Annotated in this window: 17 protein-coding genes and 1 pseudogene; 10 read left to right on the forward strand and 8 right to left on the reverse strand. The window is 67.1% G+C overall.

The window, feature by feature from the left end:
* Positions 1-8 precede the first annotated feature (8 nt).
* Positions 9-1,031 (reverse strand): cupin domain-containing protein, encoded by a 1,023-nt coding sequence (locus tag MTY59_RS02495; protein WP_221044275.1) that lies wholly within the window; start codon positions 1,029-1,031, stop codon positions 9-11.
* 153 nt (positions 1,032-1,184) lie between these two features.
* On the opposite strand from MTY59_RS02495, the gene MTY59_RS02500 reads away from it, so the two are divergent.
* Positions 1,185-1,850: a GntR family transcriptional regulator gene (locus MTY59_RS02500; RefSeq protein ID WP_221044276.1), complete on the forward strand. Its 666-nt coding sequence runs from the start codon at positions 1,185-1,187 to the stop codon at positions 1,848-1,850.
* Here the strand turns inward: MTY59_RS02500 and MTY59_RS02505 are convergent.
* Positions 1,847-2,506 carry a polysaccharide deacetylase family protein gene (locus MTY59_RS02505; protein ID WP_221044277.1) on the reverse strand — a complete coding sequence of 220 codons (660 nt, stop codon included), beginning with the start codon at positions 2,504-2,506 and terminating at the stop codon, positions 1,847-1,849. The two genes, MTY59_RS02500 and MTY59_RS02505, sit on opposite strands and share 4 nt — an antisense overlap.
* An 88-nt stretch (positions 2,507-2,594) precedes the next feature.
* On the opposite strand from MTY59_RS02505, the gene MTY59_RS02510 reads away from it, so the two are divergent.
* Together MTY59_RS02510 and MTY59_RS02515 are read left to right on the forward strand one after the other, a co-directional pair.
* Positions 2,595-3,233 carry a TetR/AcrR family transcriptional regulator gene (locus tag MTY59_RS02510; protein WP_221044278.1) on the forward strand — a complete coding sequence of 213 codons (639 nt, stop codon included), beginning with the start codon at positions 2,595-2,597 and terminating at the stop codon, positions 3,231-3,233.
* Positions 3,233-5,053 (forward strand): alpha/beta fold hydrolase, encoded by a 1,821-nt coding sequence (locus MTY59_RS02515; RefSeq protein WP_250160702.1) that lies wholly within the window; start codon positions 3,233-3,235, stop codon positions 5,051-5,053. Before MTY59_RS02510 ends, MTY59_RS02515 begins: the two co-directional genes overlap by 1 nt.
* A gap of 61 nt (positions 5,054-5,114) precedes the next feature.
* On the opposite strand, the gene MTY59_RS02520 is transcribed toward MTY59_RS02515, so the two are convergent.
* Genes MTY59_RS02520 through MTY59_RS02530 form a run of 3 tightly spaced genes read right to left on the reverse strand, consistent with a single transcriptional unit; the run spans position 5,115 to position 7,884 of the window.
* A complete protein-coding gene (locus MTY59_RS02520) occupies positions 5,115-6,203 on the reverse strand; it encodes an adenosine deaminase (protein WP_221044279.1) in 1,089 nt (362 codons plus the stop codon).
* Entirely contained in the window at positions 6,200-7,483 is a 1,284-nt protein-coding gene (locus MTY59_RS02525; protein ID WP_415822748.1) for a thymidine phosphorylase, read from the reverse strand. The genes MTY59_RS02520 and MTY59_RS02525 overlap by 4 nt, the downstream gene beginning before the upstream one ends.
* The gene (locus MTY59_RS02530; RefSeq protein ID WP_221044280.1) at positions 7,483-7,884 is read right to left on the reverse strand and encodes a cytidine deaminase; all 402 of its coding nucleotides are present in this window, start codon (positions 7,882-7,884) and stop codon (positions 7,483-7,485) included. The genes MTY59_RS02525 and MTY59_RS02530 overlap by 1 nt, the downstream gene beginning before the upstream one ends.
* Before the next feature lie 259 nt (positions 7,885-8,143).
* Here MTY59_RS02530 and sdhC point away from each other — a divergent pair, with 259 nt between their 5' ends.
* From sdhC to MTY59_RS02550, 4 genes are read left to right on the forward strand one after another with little or no spacing between them, the layout of a single operon-like run.
* Positions 8,144-8,482 carry a succinate dehydrogenase, cytochrome b556 subunit gene (gene sdhC, locus MTY59_RS02535; protein ID WP_250160831.1) on the forward strand — a complete coding sequence of 113 codons (339 nt, stop codon included), beginning with the start codon at positions 8,144-8,146 and terminating at the stop codon, positions 8,480-8,482.
* Entirely contained in the window at positions 8,479-8,949 is a 471-nt protein-coding gene (locus tag MTY59_RS02540) for a succinate dehydrogenase hydrophobic membrane anchor subunit (protein WP_221044282.1), read from the forward strand. Before sdhC ends, MTY59_RS02540 begins: the two co-directional genes overlap by 4 nt.
* Before the next feature lie 3 nt (positions 8,950-8,952).
* A complete protein-coding gene (sdhA, locus tag MTY59_RS02545) occupies positions 8,953-10,707 on the forward strand; it encodes a succinate dehydrogenase flavoprotein subunit (RefSeq protein WP_065029793.1) in 1,755 nt (584 codons plus the stop codon).
* Positions 10,707-11,534: a succinate dehydrogenase iron-sulfur subunit gene (locus MTY59_RS02550; protein WP_221044283.1), complete on the forward strand. Its 828-nt coding sequence runs from the start codon at positions 10,707-10,709 to the stop codon at positions 11,532-11,534. Before sdhA ends, MTY59_RS02550 begins: the two co-directional genes overlap by 1 nt.
* Before the next feature lie 27 nt (positions 11,535-11,561).
* On the opposite strand, the gene MTY59_RS02555 is transcribed toward MTY59_RS02550, so the two are convergent.
* Entirely contained in the window at positions 11,562-12,035 is a 474-nt protein-coding gene (locus MTY59_RS02555; protein ID WP_250160703.1) for a hypothetical protein, read from the reverse strand.
* A gap of 205 nt (positions 12,036-12,240) precedes the next feature.
* Between MTY59_RS02555 and MTY59_RS02560 the strand changes: the two are divergent.
* Positions 12,241-12,837: pseudogene (locus MTY59_RS02560) on the forward strand (carboxymuconolactone decarboxylase family protein); the annotation flags it as partial.
* A gap of 52 nt (positions 12,838-12,889) precedes the next feature.
* On the opposite strand, the gene MTY59_RS02565 reads toward MTY59_RS02560, so the two are convergent.
* Positions 12,890-13,801: a sigma-70 family RNA polymerase sigma factor gene (locus MTY59_RS02565; protein WP_221044285.1), complete on the reverse strand. Its 912-nt coding sequence runs from the start codon at positions 13,799-13,801 to the stop codon at positions 12,890-12,892.
* A 26-nt stretch (positions 13,802-13,827) separates the two neighbouring features.
* Here MTY59_RS02565 and MTY59_RS02570 point away from each other — a divergent pair, with 26 nt between their 5' ends.
* Positions 13,828-15,159 carry an aspartate aminotransferase family protein gene (locus MTY59_RS02570; protein ID WP_221044286.1) on the forward strand — a complete coding sequence of 444 codons (1,332 nt, stop codon included), beginning with the start codon at positions 13,828-13,830 and terminating at the stop codon, positions 15,157-15,159.
* 10 nt (positions 15,160-15,169) lie between these two features.
* Positions 15,170-16,180 carry an SMP-30/gluconolactonase/LRE family protein gene (locus tag MTY59_RS02575; protein WP_221044287.1) on the forward strand — a complete coding sequence of 337 codons (1,011 nt, stop codon included), beginning with the start codon at positions 15,170-15,172 and terminating at the stop codon, positions 16,178-16,180.
* A gap of 6 nt (positions 16,181-16,186) precedes the next feature.
* Here the strand turns inward: MTY59_RS02575 and MTY59_RS02580 are convergent, their stop codons facing one another.
* The gene (locus MTY59_RS02580; protein WP_221046228.1) at positions 16,187-16,420 is read right to left on the reverse strand and encodes a hypothetical protein; all 234 of its coding nucleotides are present in this window, start codon (positions 16,418-16,420) and stop codon (positions 16,187-16,189) included.
* Positions 16,421-16,590 lie beyond the last annotated feature (170 nt).

Genomic DNA, 16,590 nt, shown 5'->3' on the forward strand with positions numbered 1-16,590 from the left:
GCCGGAGACTACCCGGCGACGAGATCGCGACGCTGGGTGAACTTGATGTCCAGGCTGCGCAGGTGGGTCTGCAGCCCGGCGTCCTGGACCGGGATCAGGTGGGCCGGCTCATCGGTCTCGTTGTAGTGCGCGTGCCACATGCCCGGCGGGGTGGTGAACGCGCACCCGGCCCGCCAGTCCACCCGGGTGGGGTTGACGATGTCGCCGTGCTCGTCGAGGCGGGTGCCCAGCAGCGTGTAGCAGCCGGACTCCGGGGCATCGAGGATGAGATCCAGCGCGACCGACTGGTGCCGGTGCGGACGCTGCACCTGGTTGGGCGGCAGCACACCGAACATGGCCCACAGCACGTGGGTGATGGTCAGCGTCTGCTCCTGGTTGGCGTTGGCCAGCAGCACGCTCACCCGGCTCTTGTCGTTGGCGCCCGGCCGCGACGCGATCTCCTCCAGCTTGGCCACCGCGTCGGCGCGGCGGAACTTGGTCGCCGCAAACCGCGGCCGCGTGGCCTCGGCGCCCAGGTAGTTCATCAGCGGCTCGTCGTGCACCCAGTACATGGCCGTGTCGGTGGCGGCGTAGAACACCGAGCGGCTGCCGGCGGGCAGCGTCACGAAGTCACCCTTCTCCCACGCGATCAGCCGGCCGTTGACCGCCGCGAAGCCCCGCCCATAGAGCACGTAGTACAGCTGCGAGGTGGCGTTGGGGCTGGTGTCGACCTGCTCCCGGGCGCGGATGCTGACGAAGTTGGCCAGCAGCGCCGGGCTGGTCGCCGCGCCGGTGTCGATGCCCAGTTCCCCGCACAGATCCAGCGGGATCACCCCGGTCGGCGCGCCGAGGTAGAGCTCGGGATCGAACCGCCGCAGCGGAACCGGCGGGACGTGCCCGGATCCGATCGGGTTGGCCGCCTTGGAGTACTCGAAGTATTCGGCCTGCTGCGCCCACTCCTCGAAACGGCCCTCGAACCCGTACTCCGCCACGTTGATCATCGGTGCCGGGATGGTCGGGTCCAGGCTCGGCATCACCAACTGCTGGGGCATCTGCAGCCTCCTTGATTCAAAGTTTCTTCGTATCTGAATAGTATTTATCTTGTATCTCAGTGGCCGTAGTGTCAATCCCCGCAGCTAGGACGGCACGGTGTACGGTCGTGACCACGCTTGAGATACGACTTAGCTACCAGAAGAGAGCTCGCGTTGGCAGCAAAGCACCCCCGGCCGGGCACGGCCAAGGACCGCGCGCTGGACTACGTCAAGACGCAGGTCCTCACCGGCGAATTCCCCGGCGGGGAGCTGATCAGCGAGGGCGACGTCGCCACCGCGCTGGGGATGTCGCGCACCCCGGTGCGCGAGGCTTTCCTGCGACTGGAGGCCGAGGGGCTGCTGCGGCTCTACCCCCAGCGCGGCGCGCTGGTGGTCCCGGTCTCGCCCGACGAGGTGCGGGCGGTGATGGAGGCCCGGCTGGTGCTGGAGCAGTTCGCGGCCGGCAAGGTGGTCGGGCGCGGACCCGCCGTCTGCGCGATGGTCTTCGAGCGGCAGTCGGGCGAACTGCGGCGGCAGCGCGACGCCGCGGCCGCGGCCGACTGGCGGGAGTTCCTGGAATCCGACCGCGCCTTCCACGCGATCACCCTCGAAGAATCGGGCAACGCCATCCTGTCGAACTTGTACTCGACGCTGCGCGACCGCCAGATGCGGATGATCGGGGAATCGGCGCTGCGCGAGCCCGACCGGGTGGCCACGATCATGGCGGAGCATCGGGGCATCGCGGAAGCCTTGCGCGACGGCGACTTACCGCGCGCACTGCGGGCGGTGCAGACCCACTTGGCCAGCACGGTGCGGGCAATGGGCCTTTCCGTGTTCTAGGACTCGGGTCGCAGGTGATCGACGGGTGTCCGCATCCGACCGCGGACGATCGGCACACAATCCTCGGGGAGTTGTGTGGTGACCTCCACACCGGAGTGGATGAGTTCGTCGAGAAATCTCGGTAGCTGCTCCATCGCACCGGTGGGCAGGTCGTGCAGTACCACCACGGTGTGCTGATGGCTGCGGGTATCGGCGAGCGCTCGGCTCACCCATCCGCCGGGGTCCGCCCAGTCGCGCGGGACGCTGTTCCAGAGTACGCAGGTGTACTTCTCCGCGATGAGGTGATCGACCGCCGCCCGATTCAGGCAGCGCCGTTCGAGCACGCCCTGCGTTCCCCACGGTCGAAAGTACCGATCGACATCGGCGAAATCTTCCAAAAGCTTTTGTGTGCCGCTGATTTCGTGAATGCCTTCCGCCGGGGACAGCTCGCCCAGAGGTCGACCATGGGTGAACGAATGATTGCCGATCCGATGCCCCTCACGCACAGCACGCACCATCAGCTCACGTCCCTGCTGCGAGCAAACCCTCTCCCCGACGACGAAGAAGATGGCGGACACCCGCCGCTGAGCCAGCGCATCGAGAACCCGATCAGTGACACCAGAGGTCGGGCCGTTGTCAAAGGTCAAAGTGATCTTCGGCGACACATTCTCATGCATAGCACGTGCTCACCCGTCACATCATGGTTGCCTGACTGATCGATCAGACAGTATGTTATCGGCTATTCGGTAGCGAAGAGGTGAGTCGATGTTGACCACAACAGTTCCGGAGACTCAGCACGACGCTGGTTCGACGGCTGGCGACGCCCGGCAGCGAATCCTGCAGACAACGGTGCGGTGCTTCGGCACGTACGGCTACGAGAAATCCTCGATGAAGCTCATCTCGAAAGAGGCCGGCGTTTCGCAGACGCTACTGCACTATCACTTCGAGACGAAGGAAAAGCTCTTCCGGGCGGCGATCGACGACATGGCCGAGACCATGTTCTCCACCGCCTCGGCCCGAATGGCGGACTCGGTGTCCGTGGGTGACAGCCTCACCAAGGCGGGCGATCTGGTCTACACCCTGTTCATCGACAACCTCGACGCCGTCACCTTCATGGTCGAGTTCGCCGCAGCGGCCAATCACAACGAGTTCTTGCGGGCCGCGTACGTCGACTATCGCGATACCCAGCGCGGGCGGATCGCCGAGCTGCTGCGCACGATCATTGGTGACGATGCGCCGCCGGGTTTGATAGACGAGACGGTGCATCTCTTCGAAATCGTGCTGCTGGGCATGTCGATGCAGCGTCCGTTCATCTCCGACACTGCACGCTTCCGCAGCGATTTCGACGCTTTCGCGCGCATGATCGGCACCCACATCACCGAAGGATTGGATCGGAGGCACTGATGACCCCGGAGACCATGGCGGCGGTGCCACCGATGGCCGAAGATGCGGTGACCGGATCCGGTGCCAGACGTATCTTCGTGCGCCGCTACGACAACGACAATGCCGACTATGTCTTGGTGCTGGTGCATGGGACCGCCGGGAACAGCGAAGGCTATGACAAGTTCGCCGAGCACATGCGCCGCCATTATCGAGCGGCGGTCTATTCGTTCGACCTCACCGGGCACGGTCGCACCGAAGGCAAGGCGGGGGTGTTCAGCTTCGAAGCCTTCCTCGAAGACACCAGGGCAGTAACCGATTACGCCGCACGACGCACTTCGCTGCCCGTCGTCGTGCACGGCGCGAGCCAGGGCGGCGAAGTCGCGTTCCACGCACTCGACGCGTGTCCGGCCGTGGTGGCCGGTGTGTGCATGAACATCCTGTTGAACCACGAGGCGCCAATGAGCTTGGCGATCCGGTTGTTTCAGTCGCGCCCAGCGCAGTACGCGGCAGGCAAGATCGGTGATCGGCTGCCGATCCCGCTGCGGCGGTTCATTGACTTCAAAGCCGCCTACCAAGAAGACCCCGGATTGCTGGAGACGAAGAAAAAGGACCCGCTGTACGTCTGGTCGTATGGGTTCAAGAGTTACCACTCGGTGTTCAACTATGTCCCGTCACTGCCCGCCGCCGCCAATACCAAACCTGTTCTGATCACCTGCGGCGAGCACGATGAAATCGTCGGCGCCGAGCACTGCCGGGCATGCTTCGAACGGATCGGCGGGACCAAAGACTTTTTCATGATGCCCGGTGGCGGTCATCAGCTCATGTTGTTCGACAGAAACGTCTACAGTCGAGTCATCGACTCGTGGATTCGGGAGCGGGTGCTCGGCAAGGCCCAATCATGGGAAGCGGCAATCGAACCCGAAGAGCGAAGCTACTTCGAGTTTCTCGAACGTGAACGCGCCAACGACGTCGCTGGTGAGCCCGAGTACCGCTATTCGATGATCGATCGCGCACTGATGCGGCTCTGCAACGGCACCATCGAGCGCGGGGTCCGTTACTTCTCCAACGCCGACGTCAGCGCACAGTGGCGCTTCACCGCCGAACTGGTCAGCCAAATCGACTACACCGCATGGGATTTCATACGCGATTACCTGCCGTCTACGCATACTCAACGCCCGCAGATGGCGGTGGTCGGCTGCGGCAGCGGCGGGGCGATCGCGGGATTGCTGGAACGATATCCGGAGCTGTGCGAATGGGACATCGTCGGCGTCGACGTCGACTACAAAGCGATCGGCGCAGCCCGAAAGCGCTTCGCCGACCAGCCCGAGGTGAACTTTATTGTCGGTGACGCACGAGAAGCGGATGTGTTGGCGGACAGTCGGTTCGATGTTGTCTACCTGCACGGAGTTCTCGACCATTGCACCGAGCATCGCCGCCTGTTCGACAGCGTATTACGCGCGCTGAAGCCGGGCGGCCGGATGTTCTATGTCACACCGGACCGCAACCTGTTCACCTGGCTTTGCTTCGTCGCGATCGGGCCGCTGTACGTGTTCGGTCTGCACAAGACCAACCACGACTTTCGGCGATTCCCCCGCCCAGCGGAGTTGAATCGCCTGCTTCAGGACGCCGGTTTCGAGCTGCTGCCCAGACGAGGCCGGCCGACCGCACCGGCCATGATCGGCCTCGAGTACAAGTCCGGGATGAATCCGTTCCCGGTCAGGAGGTCGGTGCGCACTCGCATCCTCGACGACAAGATCTTCAAGCACACCAACCCCAGGTGGTGGTTGCGCGACGGCTTCATCGGCGAGTATGTGGGAGCGGCCCAAAAACCGAGTCGATGATATTTCGAGTTCAGTGCTCGAAACTTCGTACCGTGCAGATTTGCCGGCCCCCGGTGGGCCGCTAGCCGATCAGCACGGCATAGCGCGGCTTGATCACCTCGTCGATGATCGCCAACCGCTCGTCGAACGGGATGAAAGCGGATTTCATCGCGTTAATGGTGAAGCGCTCGAGGTCGCTCCACCCGTAGCCGAAAGCCTCTACCAGCCGGTGCATTTCGCGGCTCATGAAGGTATCGCTCATCAGCCGGTTGTCGGTGTTGACGGTCACCCGGAAGCGGGTTCGGGCCAGCAGATCGAACGGATGCTCGGCGATGCTCTTGACGGCACCGGTCTGCACGTTGGAGCTGGGGCACAGTTCCAGCGGAATTCGCTTGTCGCGCAGGATGGATGCCTGTTGACCCAGCCGGACTTGCCCGTCGTCTGACACCTCGATGTCGTCGACGATGCGTACCCCGTGGCCCAGCCGGTCCGCACCGCAGAAGGCGATCGCCTCATGGATGGACGGCAGCCCGAACGCCTCGCCGGCGTGAATGGTGAAGCGGGCGTTGTGGTCTCGCATGTACTCGAAGGCGTCCAGGTGCCGCGTCGGCGGGTTGCCGGCCTCGGCGCCGGCGATGTCGAACCCGACGACTCCCTTGTCCCGGAATCGGATCGCCAGCTCGGCGATCTCCCGGGACACCGCCGCGTGCCGCATCGCGGTGACCAACAGCCGCACCACGATCGGGCGATTCGAGGCGGCACACGCCTTCTCGCCGTCGGCGAAGCCGGCCAGCACGGCGTCCACGATCGCGTCGAAGGACAGCCCCCGGTCGATATGCAGCTCGGGGGCGAACCGAACCTCCGCGTACACCACCGAGTCCGCGGCCAGATCCTCCACGCACTCGTAGGCGACCCGATGCAGCGCCTCCGGTGTCTGCATCACGGCCACGGTGTGCGAAAACGGCTCCAGGTAGCGCTCCAGCGAACCGCTGTGCGAACGGGTGCGAAACCACGTGGCCAGCTCGTCGACGTCGGTGGCGGGCAGGCCGTCGTAGCCGACCTGCCCGGCGATCTCCAGCACGGTCGACGGGCGCAGCCCGCCGTCGAGGTGATCGTGCAGCAGGGCCTTGGGGGCCTTTCTGATCTGCTCCAGCCCTAGGGGTGCGGTCATGTGACGATCCGATCGATGATCAGCGGTCGGGGGGCCGGTGGTGTGCCGTCGACGCTCCACCCGCCGTCCAACTCGGCGAGCGCGGCGGCGAAGCGCTCCGGGGTGTCGGTGTAGAGAGTGAACAACGGCTCACCGGCGATGACCGGCTCGCCGGGGCGGCGGTGGATCCGGATACCCGCGCCCAACTGCACGCGTTCACCCGGACGGGACCTGCCCGCGCCGAGCCGCCATGCCCCCAGCCCCACTGCCATCGCGTCGATATCGCCCATTGTGCCGCCCCGGGGGGCGATCACGGTCTCGGCATGCCCGGCGACGGGCAACGGCACCGACAAATCGCCGCCCTGGGCCGCGATGAGCCGGCGGAACCGGTCCATCGCGGTGCCGTCGCGCAGGGTGTCGGCGGGATCGCGGTCGTCGATCCCGGCCAGCTCGAGCATCTCGGAGGCCAGCCGCAGCGTCAGCTCGACGACGTCGGGCGGGCCTCCCCCGGCCAGCACCTCGAGCGACTCGGCGACCTCCAGGGCATTGCCGACGGTCGCGCCCAGCGGGCGGTTCATGTCGGTCAGCAGGGCGCGGGTGGGCACCCCGTGCGCCGCGCCCAGCTCGACCATGGTGTGCGCCAGCTCGCGGCACCGCCACTCGGAGTCCAGCAATGCCCCCGAGCCGACCTTGACGTCGAGCACCAGCGCGCCGGCCCCCTCGGCCAGCTTCTTGCTCATCACCGAGCTGGCGATCAGCGGCAGCGATTCGACCGTCGCGGTGATGTCGCGCAGCGCGTACAGCTTGGCGTCGGCCGGGGCCAGGTCACCGGCGGCGAAGATGGCCGCGCCGACCTCGCGCAGCTGGTCGCGCACGCGCCGGCTGGACAGCTCGGCGCTGAATCCGGCGATGGAGTCCAACTTGTCCAGGGTGCCGCCGGTGTGGCCGAGCCCCCGTCCCGACGCCTGCGGGACGGCGGCTCCGCAGGCGGCGACGACGGGAACCAGGGGCAGGGTGATCTTGTCCCCCACCCCGCCGGTGGAGTGCTTGTCGACCGTCCGCAGGCCCAGGTCGCCGAAATCGAGCGTGTCGCCCGAGGCCAGCATCGCCGCCGTCCACCGGGCGGTCTCGCCGGGATCCATGCCGCGCAGCAGGATCGCCATCAGCAGCGCCGCCATCTGCTCCTCGGCCACCCGGCCGTCGGTGTAGGCGCCGATGACCCAGTCGATGGCGGCGTCGGACAACCGGCCGCCGTCGCGCTTGGTCCTGATCACCGTGGGCGCGTCGAACGCGGCGGCCATCAGCCGCGCCCCGCGGCCAGGTCGTCGGGGCCGAAGGCGTCCGGCAGCAGGTCAGCGAGCCGGCGCGGGCCGGCCGGGTGGTCGATCAGCAGCTCGGGGCCGCCGTGTTCGAGCAGCACCTGACGGCACCGCCCGCACGGCATCAGCACCGATCCGCGCCCGTCCACGCATGCCAGCGCCACCAGGCGGCCACCGCCGGTGGCATGCAGGGCGCACACCACCGCACATTCGGCACAGAGACCAAGGCCATATGAGATGTTCTCCACATTGCAACCGGTGACCACCCGGCCGTCGTCGACCAGTGCGGCCGCCCCGACCCGGAATCGCGAGTAGGGTGCATAAGCCCCCGCAGAGACATCGATTGCCTTGTCCCGCAACGTTTTCCAGTCGATCTCAGGCATCACGAAACCCCGCTCACCCATCGTCGATTCCGACAGTCACCCTAGCCGCAAAACGGCATTTCGCTTGGCGGACATTGGCCCAAGTCACACCGTGTCCGAGCTAAGCTCAAGTGCCCGGAGTGGCTGACGTCGAAGTCGGAAGAAGGCGGTGAGGACTGGGGTGACTACGCAACCGACGACCGCAAATCCGGCGGCACCGGTATCGGCTCCCTCGCGCAAACGCAGGCCACCACGGACGCTGTACCGCGGCGACCCCGGCATGTGGGCATGGGTACTGCACCGGATCAGCGGTGCGACGATCTTCTTTTTCCTGTTCGTCCACGTGCTCGACGCCGCCATGCTGCGGGTGAGCCCACAGACCTACAACGCGGTGATCCACGACTACCAGATGCCCGTCGTCGGCCTGATGGAATACGGCCTGGTCGCGGCGGTGCTCTTCCACGGCCTGAACGGGATCCGGGTGATCCTGATCGACTTCTGGTCCGAGGGCCCGCGCCACCAGAAACTGATGTTCTGGATCGTCGGAATCGTGTTCCTGCTGCTGATGGTCCCGGCCGGCGTGGTGACGGTCATCCACATGATGGAGCACTTCCGATGAGCAGCCCGGACCTGCAGCTGGGCCGGGGCGAGGTCGCCCCGGTCAAACAGCGCCTCTACGACCGTCCCGCCAGCCTGGACAACCCCCGCTCGCCGCGGCGGCGGGCCGGCATCCCCAACTTCGAGAAGTTCGCCTGGCTGTTCATGCGGTTCTCCGGGATCGCGCTGTTCGTGCTGGCGATCGGCCACCTGTTCATCATGCTGATGTGGGATGACGGGGTTTACCGCATCGACTTCAACTACGTGGCGCAGCGCTGGGCGTCGCCGTTCTGGCAGTTCTGGGACCTCGCGCTGCTGTGGCTGGCACAGCTGCACGGCGGCAACGGGCTGCGCACCATCATCGACGACTACAGCCGCAAGGACAGCACCCGGTTCTGGCTCAACAGCCTGCTGCTGTTGTCCATGGGCTTCACGCTGGCGCTGGGCACCTATGTGCTGCTGACATTCGACCCCAACATCGGAGGCTGACCCGTGATTCAGCAACACCGGTACGACGTGGTGATCGTCGGCGCGGGTGGTGCGGGCATGCGCGCCGCGGTGGAGGCGGGCCCGCGGGTGCGCACCGCGGTGCTGACCAAGCTCTACCCCACCCGTAGCCACACCGGCGCCGCCCAGGGCGGCATGTGCGCGGCGCTGGCCAACGTCGAAGAAGACAACTGGGAATGGCACACGTTCGACACCGTCAAGGGGGGCGACTACCTCGCCGACCAGGACGCCGTGGAGATCATGTGCAAGGAAGCCATCGACGCGGTGCTCGACCTGGAGAAGATGGGGATGCCGTTCAACCGCACCCCCGAGGGCCGCATCGACCAGCGCCGGTTCGGCGGGCACACCCGCGACCACGGCAAGGCCCCGGTGCGCCGGGCCTGTTATGCCGCCGACCGCACCGGCCACATGATCCTGCAGACCCTGTACCAGAACTGCGTCCGGCACGATGTGCAGTTCTTCAACGAGTTCTATGCGCTGGACCTGGTGCTCACCCAGACCCCCAGCGGTCCGGTGGCCACCGGGGTGGTGGCCTACGAGCTGGCCACCGGCGACATCCACGTGTTCCACGCCAAGGCGATAGTGCTGGCCACCGGTGGCTCGGGCCGGATGTACAAGACCACCTCCAACGCGCACACGCTGACCGGTGACGGCATCGGTATCGTCTTCCGCAAGGGACTTCCGTTGGAGGACATGGAGTTTCACCAATTCCATCCCACCGGCCTGGCGGGCCTGGGCATCCTGATCTCCGAGGCGGTGCGCGGTGAGGGCGGCCGGCTGCTCAACGGCGAGGGCGAGCGCTTCATGGAGCGCTACGCCCCGACGATCGTCGACCTGGCCCCCCGCGACATCGTGGCCCGTTCCATGGTTTTGGAGGTCCTGGAGGGCCGCGGCGCGGGCCCGCACAAGGATTACGTCTACATCGACGTCCGCCACCTCGGCGAGGACGTGCTCGAGGCCAAGCTGCCCGACATCACCGAGTTCGCCCGCACCTATCTGGGTGTGGACCCGGTGCACGAACTGGTCCCCGTCTACCCGACCTGCCACTACGTGATGGGCGGCATCCCCACCACCGTCACCGGACAGGTGTTGCGGGACAACACTTCCACCGTGCCGGGGTTGTACGCGGCCGGCGAGTGCGCGTGCGTGTCGGTGCACGGGGCCAACCGATTGGGCACCAATTCGCTGCTGGACATCAACGTGTTCGGCCGCCGGGCGGGCATCGCCGCGGCCAATTATGCGCGGGGGCATGACTTTGTGGACATGCCGCCGGAGCCCGAGGCGATGGTCGTCGGGTGGGTCGGCGACATTTTGAGTGAGCACGGCAACGAGCGCGTCGCCGACATCCGCATCGCCCTGCAGCAGTCGATGGACAACAACGCCGCGGTGTTCCGCACCGAGGAGACACTCAAGCAGGCGCTCACCGACATCCACGCCCTCAAGGAACGGTACGCCCGAATCAGCGTGCACGACAAGGGGAAACGATTCAACAGCGACCTGCTGGAGGCCATCGAGCTGGGCTTCTTGCTGGAGCTCGCCGAGGTCACCGTGGTCGGTGCGCTGAATCGCAAGGAGTCGCGCGGCGGTCACGCCCGCGAGGACTACCCCAACCGCGACGACGTCAACTTCATGCGCCACACCATGGCCTACAAGCAGGGCAGCGACCTGCTGAGCGACATCGCGCTGGACTTCAAACCGGTGGTGCAGACGCGCTACGAGCCCAAAGAACGGAAGTACTGATGGCCGAGAGCGCCGGAACCGAAGAGGCCGCCGAGGTCGAGACCAGCCTGGAGCCACCGCTGCCGGCGATTCCCGACGGGGCGGTGATGGTGACCGTCAAGATCGCCCGGTTCAATCCCGACCAGCCCGACGCCTTCGCGGAAACCGGTGGCTGGCAAAGCTTTCGGGTACCGTGCCTGCCCAGCGACCGGATGCTTAACCTGCTGATCTACATCAAGAGCTACCTGGATGGGACGCTGACCTTCCGGCGCTCGTGCGCGCACGGGGTGTGCGGGTCGGACGCCATGCGCATCAACGGTGTCAACCGGCTGGCGTGCAAGGTGCTGATGCGCGACCTGCTGCCCACCCGGAAATCGGGGAAGGGGCCGGGCAAGGCGTTGACCATCACGGTCGAGCCGATCCGCGGGCTGCCGGTGGAGAAGGACCTGGTGGTCGACATGGAGCCGTTCTTCGACGCCTACCGGGCGGTGAAGCCGTACCTGATCACCACCGGCAACCCGCCCACCCGCGAACGCATTCAGAGCCCGACCGACCGCGCCCGCTACGACGACACCACCAAGTGCATCCTGTGCGCGGCGTGCACCACCAGCTGTCCGATCTTCTGGCACGAGGGCAGCTACTACGGCCCGGCGGCGATCGTCAACGCGCACCGGTTCATCTTCGACAGTCGCGACGAGGCCGCCGCCGAGCGCCTGGACATCCTCAACGAGGTCGACGGGGTGTGGCGCTGCCGCACCACGTTCAACTGCACCGAGGCCTGTCCGCGCGGCATCGAGATCACCAAGGCGATCCAAGAGGTCAAGCGCGCGATCATGTTCTCGCGCTAGGCGGTTTCGCGGCGGCGGCTCGTCGGGTCAGGGCTTCGACTCGCCGGTGCGGGTACCCGCCACGTGCGCCGGCCCGACGCGGTCGTCGTCCCGGTCGGATTCGGGCATCTGCGAAGCCGGTTGTTCGTCTGCCGGAGACTGGCTCGCACCGCCAGGGGTGCTCGCCGGGCTGGCCGACTTGTAATCGGGATTCGTCGTGGGGCCCGTCGCACCGCCGGTGCCTTGGGTGTCACTCGGGGCGCTTTCTTGGCGTCCCTCGTATGGCGGGATGGCGCTCCCGGTGTCCTGCGGGGGCATTTCGCCGGTGCCGCTGTAGGTGTCCGACGCGGTCGGGTCGCTCATCGGCGGATTCGCGTCTTCGTCGACGGTTCCGACCGGACGGCCCGCCCGGCCGTGTTCGGGAGTGTCCGAGCCGGTGTCGCGCGCACCGCTACCCAACTCGGGGTCGTCGAAGTGTTCCAGCCTCGCATCGTCGGGTTGTTGATCATCTTGAGAGGTCATAACCAATCTCCTCACCCTCTCGCTACCCCGCCGCGCCGGTTGGCGTGGCGAGGGTGAGGGACGGGTACCCGAACCGTTTGCCAGGAAACACCCGCTCACGACGAGCGCCTCTCCGCGACCACTAGGCCTTTCCCAAAAGCGCTAGCGGATGTGCTAGCGCGTTTGAAATTCGCCTCACGGTTCCCCGTCACACATCGCGGGCCTGCGCCGTCTGACGGGTATGACACAGAAAACCCGCATCGAGCCCCTGCCACCCAAGAGCACCGGATTGCTGACCCGGGCGATGTACCGGATCGCCAAGCGACGCTACGGCCAAGTTCCCGAGCCGTTCGCCGTGGCCGCGCATCATCGCAAGCTGATGATCGCCAGCGCCATGCACGAGACGATGGTCGACCGGGGGTCGAAAGCTCTGCCGACCAGCGTGCGTGAGCTGGCGGTGTTGTGGACCGCGCGCCAGATCGGTTGCTCGTGGTGCGTCGACTTCGGGTCGATGCTGCAGCGCCTGGACGGCCTGGACATGCAGCGCCTCAAGGACATCGACAACTACGCCACCTCAACGGCGTTCACCGACGACGAACGCGCGGCCATCGCCTATGCCGCCGCGATGACCACCGATCCGCACACCGTCACCGACGAGCAGGTCGACGATCTGCGGGCCCGCTTCGGCGACGCCGGTGTGTTCGAGCTGACCTACCAGATCGGGTTGGAGAACATGCGGGCGCGGGTGAACTCCGCGCTGGGCATCACCGAGCAGGGCTTCAATTCCGGTGACGCCTGCCGCGTACCCTGGGCCACCGACGATCGCAAGCGCGGCGTAGCCGGGCGCAGCGGGTCGTCGGCATCGGCCACCGAGCTCAACGAGCCCGCAGCGGGGAGCCGGTGAATTTGTCGGGATTGGCCACATCCCAAAGGGCGCAGACCTTTCCGTCGCGCACGGTCACGGCCATGATCCGAGGCATCATCTCGCGGTACCCGTCGCTGGCGGGGCAGCCGGGCGTGTAGCCGCCCAGCTCGCCGTTGACCAGCCCGAGCTGATACGAGGTGAACATCGCCGGGCCGTAGCGCTGAGCCAGGCCGAAGAAGAACCGGGCCACCTTGTCCGCGCCCTGGATGACGTTGATCGCGGTGGGCGCCTTGCCATTCGCGTCGCCGGTCAGGATCACGTCGGGATGCAGCAGCGCCACCACGGCCTCCAGATCGCCGGATGCCATGGCGGCCAGCAACTTACCTACCACCTCGCTGTGCGCGGGATCGGGCTTGGGCGGCGCCTCGGCCGCGACGGCCTTGCGGGCCCGCGACGCCAGCTGGCGGGCGGCGGCCTCGTTAGTCCCCAGTACCTGGGCCACCTCCGCGAACGGCACGGCGAACCCGTCGTGCAGCACGAAGGCGACGCGTTGATCGGGTGACAACCGCTCCAGCACCACCATCGCCGCGAACCGTGCGTCCTCACCGGCCACCACCGCGGACAGCGGATCGGCCGCTTGAGAATCCGCGAACCCGGTGACGACCGGTTCGGGCAGCCAGTTGCCCGTGTAGGACTCGCGACGATGCGCGGCGGAACGCAAGCGATCCAGGCCCAGCCTGCTCACCACCGTGGTCAGCCAGGCCCGCAGGTCGGTGATCGCGCCATCCTGCCGATACCAGCGCAGCCAGGCGTCCTGCACGATGTCCTCGGCATCGGCCACCGTGCCGGTCAGCCGGTAGGCGACCGACATGAGATGCGGTCGCAACGACTCGAACTCGCTGACCTGCTGGGCCGAGCTCATAGCGCGAGGCTACGCTCAGCGGCAAGATGACTGACAACCTGTGGCTGCACTTCGCCCGGCACGGCCCGGGCATCACACCGCCGATCATCACCCGCGGCCAGGGTGTCACCATCTTCGACGACCGCGGCAGAAGCTACCTCGACGGCCTGTCCGGACTGTTCACCGTGCAGGTCGGACACGGCCGCACCGAACTCGCCGAGGTCGCCGCCCGGCAGGCCGGCACGCTGGCGTTCTTCCCGCTGTGGGGGTATGCCACTGCGCCGGCGATCGAGCTGGCCGAACGCCTCGCCGGCTACGCCCCGGGCGACCTGAACCGGGTCTTCTTCACCACCGGCGGCACCGAGGCCGTCGAGACCGCGTGGAAACTGGCCAAGCAATACTTCAAGCTCACCGGCAAACCCGGTAAGCACAAGGTGATTTCGCGCGCGGTCGCCTACCACGGCACCACCCAAGGGGCGCTGGCGATCACCGGGCTGCCGAAATACAAGGCGCCCTTCGAACCGGCGACGCCCGGGGGCTTCCGGGTGCCCAACACCAACTTCTACCGGGCGCCCGAACCGTTCCGAACCGACCCGAAGGCCTTCGGGCGGTGGGCCGCCGACCGGATCGCCGAGGCCATCGAGTTCGAGGGCCCCGACACCGTGGCCGCGGTGTTCCTGGAGCCGGTGCAGAACGCGGGCGGCAGCATCCCGTCTCCCCCAGGCTATTTCGAACGGGTGCGCCAGATCTGCGACGAATACGACGTGCTGCTGGTCTCCGACGAGGTGATCTGTGCGTTCGGCCGGATCGGGTCGATGTTCGCCTGCGACGACTTCGGCTACGTGCCCGACATGATCACCTGCGCCAAGGGGATGACGTCGGGCTACTCACCTATCGGGGCCATGATCGCCAGCGACAGGTTGTTCGAACCGTTCAACGACGGCGCCACCATGTTCCCGCACGGGTATACCTTCGGCGGCCACCCGGTTTCGGCGGCCGTCGGGCTGGCGAACCTCGACATCTTCGAGCGCGAGGGCCTCAACGATCACGTCCGGACCCACGCGCCCGCCTTCCGCGCCACCCTGGACAAGCTCTACGACCTGCCCATCGTCGGCGACGTGCGCGGCGAGGGTTTCTTCTACGGCGTGGAGCTGGTCAAGGACAAGGCGACCAGGCAGACCTTCACCGACGAGGAACGCGGCCCGCTGCTCGCTTGGGTCGGTGCGGCGCTGTTCGAGGCCGGGTTGTACTGCCGCACCGACGATCGCGGCGATTCCGTCATCCAGCTGGCGCCGCCGCTGATAAGCGGTCAGGCCGAATTCGACACCATCGAAGCCATCCTGCGCGAGGTGCTGACGCAGGCCCACGCGCAGCTCTAAAGTCCTGGGCATGGCCCGCAAACCCCGTATCCACCCGGTGCGGTGGCAGCCGCCGCCGGTCGAGAAGCTGCCCGACGTGCCGGTGCCCGGGGTCACCGTCGTCCCGCTGCCCGGCAACGGCCCCGAGGACGTCGTCGTCGACGCGGCCGGCCGGTTGTGGACGGGTCTCGAGGACGGCCGCATCGTGCGGATCTCCCCCGGCGACGGGGGCACCGTCCCCGAAGTTATCGCCGACACCGGCGGGCGACCGCTCGGCCTGCACTTCGCCCGCGACGGCCGGCTGCTGATCTGCGACACCCATCGCGGGTTGCTCGCCCTGCACCCGGAGGGCGGCACCCTGGACGTGCTGGTGGAATCGGTCGGCGGCAGGCGGCTCAAGTTCTGCTCCAACGTCACCGAAACAGCTGACGGCACAATATATTTCACCGAGTCGACGAGCGACTATCAATTCGAGCACTTCACCGCCCCGATCGTGGAGGCACGCGCAACCGGCGGCTTGTACCGCCTCGGCGCGGACGGCGCCGTCACCACGCTGGCCGACGGGCTGTACTTCGCCAATGGGGTGACGGCCACGGCCGACGGGTCGGCGCTGGTGTTCGCCGAGACGCAGGCGCGCCGCCTGTCGAAGTACTGGCTGAGCGGGCCGAGGGCCGGAACGGTGACACCGTTGGCGGTGCACCTGCCCGGGATGCCCGACAACGTGTCCACCGGGGGCGACGGCCGCATCTGGGTCGCGATGGTCGCCGAGGCGAACCCGGCGCTGGAATCGCTGTTCCCGCGCGCCCCGATCATCCGCAAGGTGGTGTGGCGGCTGCCCGAGCGGCTGCAACCGCGGATCAAGCCGGAGATCTGGGCGGTCGCGTTCGATCCGGACACCGGCGCGGCGGTGGCCGGCCTGCGCACCGCGCATCCGGACTTCGGCTCCGTCACCGGCCTGGTCGAGGCGGCCGGCAAGCTCTGGATGGGCACGATCAACTTCCCGGCACTGGCCCACGTGGACCTGGCCGCCACCACGCTGTAAGCCGCGCTAGCCGGCGGGTGCCCGCCGGACCGCGTCGACGGCCATCATCACCTCGCGGACGTGCGTCGCGGTCGGGTTGTGGCCCAACCGCGTCACGGCGTTGCACAGCCAGGCCAGCGCCGACCGCAACTCGGGGTCGGTGGCGGTGTCACGGTGCAGCTTCAGCTCCGCCAGCACCTGGTCGAGCCCGGAACGTCGCACCTGCGTTGCCTTCTCGACCTGCTTGAGCAGATCGTTCAGCGCTCGCGGGCCGGCACCGGGCGAGGCGTCCGCGCCGCCGCGATTGCGCCGCCAGGCGGACCAAAACTGATCGCGTGAAATGACAAAACCCCTGGAATTCGGTGCGGTGGGTGGCTTTCGGGCTGACCGCGCGCCCAGCGTATCGCGGTCCCGCCGGCACCGCTGAGTAA

Origin of the sequence: Mycobacterium senriense (genome assembly GCF_019668465.1) — a bacterium.
Lineage (GTDB): Bacteria > Actinomycetota > Actinomycetes > Mycobacteriales > Mycobacteriaceae > Mycobacterium > Mycobacterium senriense.

Coding starts and splice junctions, on each gene's coding strand:
- MTY59_RS02495 (WP_221044275.1), bottom strand. CDS start 1,031: ATGCCCCAGCAGTTGGTGATGCCGAGCCTGGACCCGACCATCCCGGCA.
- MTY59_RS02505 (WP_221044277.1), bottom strand. CDS start 2,506: ATGCATGAGAATGTGTCGCCGAAGATCACTTTGACCTTTGACAACGGC.
- MTY59_RS02510 (WP_221044278.1), top strand. CDS start 2,595: ATGTTGACCACAACAGTTCCGGAGACTCAGCACGACGCTGGTTCGACG.
- MTY59_RS02515 (WP_250160702.1), top strand. CDS start 3,233: ATGACCCCGGAGACCATGGCGGCGGTGCCACCGATGGCCGAAGATGCG.
- MTY59_RS02520 (WP_221044279.1), bottom strand. CDS start 6,203: ATGACCGCACCCCTAGGGCTGGAGCAGATCAGAAAGGCCCCCAAGGCC.
- MTY59_RS02525 (WP_415822748.1), bottom strand. CDS start 7,483: ATGGCCGCCGCGTTCGACGCGCCCACGGTGATCAGGACCAAGCGCGAC.
- MTY59_RS02530 (WP_221044280.1), bottom strand. CDS start 7,884: ATGCCTGAGATCGACTGGAAAACGTTGCGGGACAAGGCAATCGATGTC.
- sdhC (WP_250160831.1), top strand. CDS start 8,144: ATGTGGGCATGGGTACTGCACCGGATCAGCGGTGCGACGATCTTCTTT.
- MTY59_RS02540 (WP_221044282.1), top strand. CDS start 8,479: ATGAGCAGCCCGGACCTGCAGCTGGGCCGGGGCGAGGTCGCCCCGGTC.
- MTY59_RS02550 (WP_221044283.1), top strand. CDS start 10,707: ATGGCCGAGAGCGCCGGAACCGAAGAGGCCGCCGAGGTCGAGACCAGC.
- MTY59_RS02555 (WP_250160703.1), bottom strand. CDS start 12,035: ATGACCTCTCAAGATGATCAACAACCCGACGATGCGAGGCTGGAACAC.
- MTY59_RS02565 (WP_221044285.1), bottom strand. CDS start 13,801: ATGAGCTCGGCCCAGCAGGTCAGCGAGTTCGAGTCGTTGCGACCGCAT.
- MTY59_RS02570 (WP_221044286.1), top strand. CDS start 13,828: ATGACTGACAACCTGTGGCTGCACTTCGCCCGGCACGGCCCGGGCATC.
- MTY59_RS02575 (WP_221044287.1), top strand. CDS start 15,170: ATGGCCCGCAAACCCCGTATCCACCCGGTGCGGTGGCAGCCGCCGCCG.